Here is a 7,906-nt window from a genome sequence, read left to right as displayed (position 1 = left end):
CCCGCCACTTTGCGGTGTAAAAAGTTGACCACAGCGCCGGGGCTGTAGTGGTTCAGCGAAGCGTGCGGCTCGCCATCCACCTTCGCAAGGGAGGCATCCTCTGGCACACAGAGGACTCCGGCAAGTTGTTGACCATGGTCTGGCTGGAGCGCTGGATCCGCGAGCACGCGCCCGGCGTCGGCGCGCGCAGCGTTTTGCGTCTGCTGATGCTGCTGTATCGGTTTTACGCCCTCCCTCGTGCGCAGGGAACCGCCAAACAACTCGTCGCCTTTCTCGGCCTCGACCCTGTCCCCATCGCAGTGGCTCGTAAGATTCTGGTTGGGCGTGGACGGTCTTTCGCTCCGGTTGACCTTTCCAGACCGCTCTTAAACCCCTTCCTTGAATCTTACTCTCTTGACTTTCACGAGAGAATCTCCAGGTCGCCAGAAGGTTTGTGAAATTCCTTCTCGCTTCCCGAAAGGCTGCACTCTACGAGAAAGCGTCATCGAACTGCGTAACGTGAGTTATAAAGTTGTGAGCGGATCGACGTCGATGCGCCACCCTAGGGGGATGTCAAGCCCGCGCAGCACGGCGGAAGGGTCTGGAGCGCGCAACAGGAGCTGCCACCGGTGGTAGCCGCGGTGACGCTCGAAGAACGCAGGCGCAGGACCGAGCAGGCTGGAGGCCTCTCCCTCCAACCCCATTGCCTTCAGACGATGACGCAGTGCGGCCGCCATGCGTTTTGTCTCCTGTTTAACGCGCTCCAGGCGTTTATCCCAGTAGATCAGGCGCGCCATTCTGCGCAGCGGCGGATAGCCGTGTTCGCGGCGAAAAGCCAGTTCGCGCGCATAAAAACCGTGGTAGTCATGCCGCGCCGCCGCCTGAATGACGTAGTGCTCCGGCCTGTATGTCTGGATGATCACGCGACCGCCGCGCTGACTGCGCCCCGCCCGCCCCGCCACCTGCGTCAGCAACTGGAAGGTGCGCTCGCCGCTGCGAAAATCCGGCAAGAAAAGCCCGATGTCGGCGGCGACGACGCCCACCAGCGTCACCAATGGCAGGTCGAGGCCCTTGGCAATCATCTGCGTGCCGATCAGGATGTCCGCCTCGTGGTTGGCGAACGCCGCCAGGAGCCGCTCGTGGCTGTCTTTGCCGGCGGTGGTGTCTGCATCCCAGCGCAGGATCCGCGCTTCGGGCAAAATCTCTTTCACCGCCTCCTCGATCCGCTCTGTGCCGGCGCCGAAGAAGCGGATGCGCTTGCTCTGGCAGCTCGGGCACTGCACGGGCGTCGGATAGGTCTGATTGCAGTGGTGGCAGACCAACCGCGCAGGGCGCCCTCCCCGTTCGGCGTGATAGGTGAGCGGCGCCGTGCAGCGCTTGCACTCCTCGACGTGGCCGCAATCTCGACACATGACAAAGGTGTGCGCGCCGCGGCGATTGAGAAAAAGGATCGCCTGTTCATGCGCCGCCAGCGTCTCCATCAACTGTGAAGCTAGGCTGCGGCTGAAGAGGCTGCGGTTGCCGGCGCGCAGCTCCTGACGCATATCGACCACTTCGATAGGAGGCAACTCCATATAAGGCGCCCCGTGCGTCTTTCCATGCCCCATGACCCGCTGCGCCATTTCCAGCAAGATCACTTCGCCTTGTTGGGCGGCGTAGTAAGTCTCCAGGCTGGGCGTCGCCGAGCCAAAGATGAGCGGGCAGCCGACCATTTCCGCCAGACGACGCGCCACGGTGCGGGCGTCGTAGAAGACTTTGTCGCCGCCCCACTCCTCTGCATCCTGTTTGTAGGTCGCCTCGTGCTCCTCGTCGATGACGATCAAGCCCAGGTCGGCGACAGGCGCAAAAAGCGCACTGCGGGGCCCGATGACAATGGCGTAACGCCCCTCGCGGACGCCGCGCCAGACGTCGTAGCGTTCGCCTTGACTCAACCCCGAATGGATGACCGTCACCTGGTTGGGAAAACGAGCGGCGAAACGGGCCACCGTCTGCGGCGTAAGGGCGATTTCCGGCACCAAAACGATCGCTCGCCCCCCACGTCGCAGCGTCTCTGCGATGGCGCGCAGATAGATTTCCGTCTTGCCGCTGCCGGTGACGCCATGCAAAAGAAACGCAGCGCCGCCGGGCCGCTCAAACCCTTGCGTCAGGATCGTTCGCCAGACCGCCTCCTGTTCGCTCGTCAACGCAGGCGGCGCATCGCACGGAAAGGTGCGCCCGAGCAATGGATCGCGCACGAAGATCTCTTCCTGCATCGTAATGACGCCTGCTCGGAGCAGATCGCGCAGCCAGGGCAGCGGTGCGTTCGTTTTTGCGCTCAGCTCGTGGCGCCAGACCGGGGCGCCGGCCTCCGCCAACGCCTCCACGATCGGCGCGTATTTATCGGCGCCGCGTATATTGAGCAGGGCTGCAGTCGCTGCCTCCCGGTCGACGGCGAGCGCCGCCTGGCCTTCTGCAATCTGAACGACGCCGCGTTTGGCAAGGGCGCGAATTGCGCCGTCACTGTGCAACCCGCATTCCGTTTGAAGTTGAGCCACGGCGACGGAGCCCCCCTCGTGGTCGAGCAGCCATGCCAGCGCCCTGGCCTGGCCGCTCTCTCGCCCCAGCGTCGTCAGCCGACGCTGCGCCGCCGCCGGCTCCAGCGCCAACGCAATGCGCCACTCTCGACGGGCGCGCGCGCCGCCGGCGGCGCCTGCACGGCTCAATAACCCAGGCGGCAAGAAAAGCCGGATCGCTGAGGCGAACGGGGCTGCATAATAGTCGGCGATCCAGGCCGCCAGCGCAATCTGCGTTGAGGTGAGCACCGGCTCCGGCCGCGCCAGGCGCAAGATTGCCTTCGTAGGCACCGGCGCGGCGGCGCCGCGGCGAATCACGATCGCCTGGATTTCTTGCGAACCAAACGGCGCCCAAACCAGGTGTCCGGGCTGAACGATCTCTTCCAGTTCAGGCGGCAGATGATAGTGAAAGGTCTGAAGCGCCTCGTCGTCTTCGAGGGGCGGGGGCGGCTCCTCGCGGCGATGAAAGGAGCGCCGGATCGGCGCATTGACGACGGTTTCAACGATAACCATGTGAATCGAAAAGTTTCACGGCGATCACCGCACGCCGTACAACCATTCCTGAATCAACCCGAGCGCAAATGCGAGAACGGCCGGCGCCGAGCCGATCCACAGCGCCTGGGGGTCCAGACCGCCGAAGATGCAGACGACCGCCCAAAGGATTGCAAGCATCGTCCCGAACAGGCTTCCGAGAAGCGGCAAGATCAGGCCGCGCAACCCATATTTGCGGTCAAAATACCCATATTCCTTCGCTGCATGACGTTGCATATTATACAAAGCGCCGAGCGCTGCGCCCAGCGCGCCGGCAAAAGCGGCGCCGATCCACATCGGGACGAACTGCACCCAGACCGATTCCTCGCTGCGCCAAAAGAGCGTCTCCAGCAGCGCCAGCAGGTCGGATTGCAGCCAGTAGCGTGCGACCAAGACAGCGGCCGCCAGCGCCGTCCATCCACTCAGATAAATTGTCAGTCGCCGGCGATACAGCGCCGAGTCATTCTGCATCTGACGCGTGCGCTGGACGATTCGCCTGACCTGTTGCAGATAATAATCGACTTCGGCGGTGCGCGAAGGTTCTTCCTGGAGGATATGTTGCGCCTTCTGGAGCAGATGTCGGCTGCGCTGGGCGGCTTCGTGGCCTGCCGGCAGCGCTGCAGAGATCTCTGCCAGCAGCGCCTGGATTTCCTGTTGCGCTTTCTCGGCGTCCGTCTCCAGCTCCCGCGGCAACAGCAGCGAACGCGCCCCCAGACGCCCGCCCACCGTCATTGTGCTTGCCAGCGAGGTGGATTGTCGTCGCACCGGGCTGGCGGATGCGGACGACCGCATCGCCCCGTTGAGGGAGGTCGCCGCTTCCTCGGCGGAGGCGCGTCTGGAGCTTTGCGCATACCGCTGCTCCGCCGGGATCAACGTCGGCTGCTGCGCAGGTTTGGCGACGCCTGCTTCTGCGAGCCACCGCCTATCTATATCTTTCTCCGCATCTCTAGGACTCGTCGAAGATGAAGAAAGGGAAGACGCAGCCTCCGAACGATGCACGGCGAGACGAGCCTCTGGCATCAAATCGCGCCGCGTCAAATCCCGCTTTGATCGGTCTAAGTCGGGGGAGCGCTTCAGCTCGTCGGCGGAAACGCTGTTGTCTGCGGCGTCGATGGCCGATGAAGAAGTTTCATTTTCGATAAAGCCGTTGTTTTCCAGGGAACCATCGTTCCCCGCCCAACCTGCGTCTCCGAAGTCGAGGCCGCCGAGCAACATTTCATCCAACAAGGCGTCGGCGCGACGAAGCAACGCTTCACCGCCTTCGTCGAGAGAGGTGTGCATCGATAGACGCCGAAAATTTTTGCCCGATGGGTCGAGAATCGGAATATCCGTTCTGTTCAAAAACTTCGTCTCCTCTGTTCGGCTGGACGCCTCCAACCCTTAGCAACCAACATAAAGATAGTACCATGCAATCGATCTGCTTGCCAATACAAAAGCAAATTTTTACCACACGAAATCTCGGACTATTCGACAACAAAGCATCGGCGATTGGGCTTCGTTCGATTCGCGCCGGGGTGTAAATAGAGAGAAGCCGCGCCGTTGAACCTGGCAATCGCTAGAGCGGATGGGGCAAACAGGCGGCGCTGATGGATACAGAATTGAAACGCCGAAACTCTACAGCGGATTTGACAGCGCCAAAAGTCGACGCGTATAATGCCGTTTTGACGCAAACGCAAGTGAGTGGACGGAGAATGCTCAGTGCGTCTGGAAGCGGTCATCCATTCGCTTATGCGTTGGCCGGAAAGATCTATTTCTGCGACTGATTACTTAACCTGATCGGTCGCAAAAATGCCTGGCGCCAATGGCGCCACTGGGTTTGAGCAAAAAACGAGTTTGAACAAAAGCATCGAATAGAGAGTCCTGTCTTTGCGTTGGCCGGCGACCCTCTGATCGGATGCTTCCATCGACTTGAGACAGGATGACTTGAAACAGGAGTAGATAAGAAATGGCCACCAAACGAACCTGGCAGCCTAAAGTTCGCAAGCGACTGAAGACGCATGGCTTTCGCATCCGCATGTCCACTCCAGGCGGACGCAAGGTGCTCAAGCGACGCCGCCTGAAAGGCCGCGCCCGTTTAAGTGTACAGCTGAGCCATCGCAAGGCAATCTGATCTTGAGAAGGATCAGCCTGATTTTGGCTGCAGGTGAGGAACGCAATGGCTTACCCGCGGTCGCCAGGCAAGACTGCACACCGTGAAACGACGCTATCGAATCCGCAGCAACGAGCGCTTTCAGGAGGTTCGGCGTCGCGGTCGCTCGTACGTCAATCATCTGCTTGTGCTGTGCGCATTGCCCAACGACCTGCCTTACAGCCGGTTTGGATTCGCCGTCAACAGCCGCATCGGAAGGGCTGTGCAACGAAATCGCATCAAGCGACGCCTACGCGAGATCATGCGCTTGCAACAGCACCGCATTCAACCGGGGTGGGACATCGTCTTGATTGCAAGGCAACCGATCTGCAGCGCGGACTATCACGAAATGGAAGCCGCCTGCGCCCGCCTGCTAGGGCGGGCGCAACTATTCCAGGCGGATGCCGCCCATGCGTCGGCTGTGGCTGAAGCGCCAGAGCAAGTTTCGGAGAGCGATTCTGAACACAACGCTTGAGTTCAAACAAGTCCAGTAGAATCAAGATGCGGCAACTGACGCTTGCGCTCATTCGCTTCTATCAAAAGTTCGTCTCTCCGCTCTTGGGCAACAACTGCCGATTCTATCCGACTTGCTCTTCGTACACCTATCAAGCCATTGAAAAATATGGCGTCGCCAAAGGCAGTTGGATGGGAATGAAACGCATTCTGCGTTGCCATCCATGGAACCCAGGCGGGTATGATCCGGTTCCCTGAGGCCGGGAGGAAAAACCCGCGTAAGGAGAAACCTCGTGAAGTCAAAACACTGGATTGTCCTTGCCATTCTGCTGTTGATTCCACTTGTATTGACGGGCTGCGGCGTCCCTTATGAGGGCGTGGACGTCACCACCACGCCGCCGGAGGGCTTCTGGCAAACCTTCGTCGTCTGGCCGCTCGCCAACATCTTGATCGGGCTGGACTCCATGCTCGAAGGGATGGGCGTGCCCTACAGCTGGGGCTGGTCCATCATCCTTTTCACGCTGATTATCAAGATCGTCACCTTCCCGCTCAATTTGAGCCAGATTCGCGGCATGCAGGCGCAGAAGGAGCTGCAGCCGCTGCTCGCCGAGCTGCAGAAAAAATACGGCAAAGATCGCGAACGCCTGGCGCAGGAGCAGATGAAGCTGTATAAGGAGGCGGGCGTCAACCCGCTCAGCGGCTGTCTGCCGCTTTTGATTCAGATGCCGATCCTTTTTGGACTCTACGCCGCCCTGGTGGCCGTCGGGCCGATGCTGGAAAACTCCGGCTTTTTCTGGATCCCGGATCTGAGCTTTCCTAATTTCGCCCTGGGGCTGAGCTGGATCGTCGACCTGTGGTCCGCAGGCGAATATGGTCGACTGCTCGCCTACCTCATCTTGCCGGTTCTCCTGGTCGTTTCGCAAATTTTTATGCAGAAGTGGATGACGCCATCCACAGGCGATTCAGAACAGGCCAAGATGATGCAAAACATGAGTCTGCTGATGACGCTGTTCTTCGGCTACTTCACGCTCCAGGTTCCCGCCGGCCTGAGCCTCTACTGGGTGACCAGCAACCTCTTGCAAATTCTGCAGCAATGGGTTGTCACCCGCTTCTTCCTGCAAAAGCCGCAGGTGGCGCTGGCGACGGCGACCGCCGGCGACATCAAGGCCGGCGACGTTAAAACAGCCGACATCAAAGCGGCCGACGTCAAAACGGCCGACGTCAAGCCGCAAAGCTCACAGCCCGTAAAGTCGACCACACCGGCGTCCACCACTCCGAAGCGCAGCAGGCAGAAGAGGAAGTAAATCATGGCAGATGCACAGATCTTCACCGGCAAGAACGTCGAAGAAGCTATCGCCGAGGGGCTGCGCGCCCTTGGACTCAATCAGGCCGAGGCGGAAATCGAAATTATCAGTCGGGGCAGTCGCGGCATCTTTGGGCTAGGCAGCGAACCGGCGCAGGTGCGCATCAGGCCGCGTCAGGCGAGTGCGGCGCCCCAGTTTGAGGCGACCACCGTCTCCGCTCCACCTTCCCTGGAAGCGCCTCAACAACACGACGCCGGGGATCGCCCTCCCGCCGTGAGCAGCGCTGAGTCGATTTCTCAATCCCTAAAAGCTGCTGATGTTGTTTTCACGACTGCGGAGGCGGAGGGCGCAGAAGAGTTCGAGCAAGCTGAGACGGTGGAGCCGTCCTCCGCTGAAGAAGAGGAGCAGTTGGCGCAGCTCGCCAGCGAGCTGCTCGGCAACGTCGTGCGCTTGATGGGTTTCGAGGCCAGGGTCGTCGCCGAGTGGCGAGAACCGGACGCCGACAACGAACAACGGTATTTATTGCTCGATTTGCACGGCAAGGACCTGAATCCCCTCATCGGTCGGCGTGGAGACACGCTCAACAATCTGCAATATCTCGTGCGCCTGATGGTGAATCAGCGCCTTCACCGTTGGAAGAACATCGTGGTGGACGTCGAGGGCTATCGCCGGAGGCGCATGGAGCATCTGTCACAGCTCGCCTTGCGCTCTGCACAGCAGGTCGCCCAGACCGGACGTGCGTTGGCGCTCGAGCCGATGCCGGCCAGCGAGCGTCGCATCATCCACCTCACCCTGCGCGATCACCCCGACGTCATCACGGAAAGCAGCGGCGAAGGGGAGCGGCGCAAAGTGCACATTCTTCCTCGCAAATCGGCGTGAAAGAGAGCCGGAATCTGGGCGGCGCCTCCTGCCCCCGATCGCTTTCACCGCCCCGGCGTTCGCCCGATGCGCAGACGGCC

Annotated in this window: 8 protein-coding genes; 6 read left to right on the top strand and 2 right to left on the bottom strand. The window is 60.8% G+C overall.

From position 1 onward, the window contains the following. Positions 1–47 precede the first annotated feature (47 nt). Positions 48–437, top strand: a complete 390-nt coding sequence (locus tag Q0367_RS03970; protein ID WP_363325829.1) for a hypothetical protein — start codon at positions 48–50, stop codon at positions 435–437. Between the two features lie 66 nt (positions 438–503). Here Q0367_RS03970 and priA read toward each other — a convergent pair whose 3' ends face one another. Then, complete coding sequence (priA, locus tag Q0367_RS03965) at positions 504–3,044, bottom strand: primosomal protein N' (RefSeq protein ID WP_298981029.1); 2,541 nt, start codon at positions 3,042–3,044, stop codon at positions 504–506. A 24-nt stretch (positions 3,045–3,068) separates the two neighbouring features. Continuing rightward, positions 3,069–4,403: a hypothetical protein gene (locus Q0367_RS03960; protein WP_298981027.1), complete on the bottom strand. Its 1,335-nt coding sequence runs from the start codon at positions 4,401–4,403 to the stop codon at positions 3,069–3,071. 604 nt (positions 4,404–5,007) lie between these two features. Between Q0367_RS03960 and rpmH the strand changes: the two genes are divergently transcribed. The 5 genes from rpmH to jag all read left to right on the top strand — a co-directional run bounded on the left by rpmH (position 5,008) and on the right by jag (position 7,826). Further along, positions 5,008–5,172, top strand: a complete 165-nt coding sequence (rpmH, locus tag Q0367_RS03955; RefSeq protein WP_297630890.1) for a 50S ribosomal protein L34 — start codon at positions 5,008–5,010, stop codon at positions 5,170–5,172. An 82-nt stretch (positions 5,173–5,254) separates the two neighbouring features. Continuing rightward, the gene (gene rnpA, locus Q0367_RS03950; RefSeq protein ID WP_297630893.1) at positions 5,255–5,665 is read left to right on the top strand and encodes a ribonuclease P protein component; all 411 of its coding nucleotides are present in this window, start codon (positions 5,255–5,257) and stop codon (positions 5,663–5,665) included. A gap of 26 nt (positions 5,666–5,691) precedes the next feature. Next, the gene (gene yidD, locus Q0367_RS03945; RefSeq protein WP_297630895.1) at positions 5,692–5,901 is read left to right on the top strand and encodes a membrane protein insertion efficiency factor YidD; all 210 of its coding nucleotides are present in this window, start codon (positions 5,692–5,694) and stop codon (positions 5,899–5,901) included. Positions 5,902–5,936: 35 nt separating this feature from the next. Continuing rightward, positions 5,937–6,947 carry a YidC/Oxa1 family membrane protein insertase gene (locus Q0367_RS03940; RefSeq protein WP_297630897.1) on the top strand — a complete coding sequence of 337 codons (1,011 nt, stop codon included), beginning with the start codon at positions 5,937–5,939 and terminating at the stop codon, positions 6,945–6,947. A gap of 3 nt (positions 6,948–6,950) precedes the next feature. Then, positions 6,951–7,826: an RNA-binding cell elongation regulator Jag/EloR gene (gene jag, locus Q0367_RS03935; protein ID WP_297630900.1), complete on the top strand. Its 876-nt coding sequence runs from the start codon at positions 6,951–6,953 to the stop codon at positions 7,824–7,826. Positions 7,827–7,906: the final 80 nt, after the last annotated feature.

This window comes from uncultured Caldilinea sp., from assembly GCF_937128415.1.
GTDB lineage: Bacteria > Chloroflexota > Anaerolineae > Caldilineales > Caldilineaceae > Caldilinea.
Note: the sequence above shows the minus strand (reverse complement) of the source record. Positions and strands in the feature narration are given on the sequence as shown.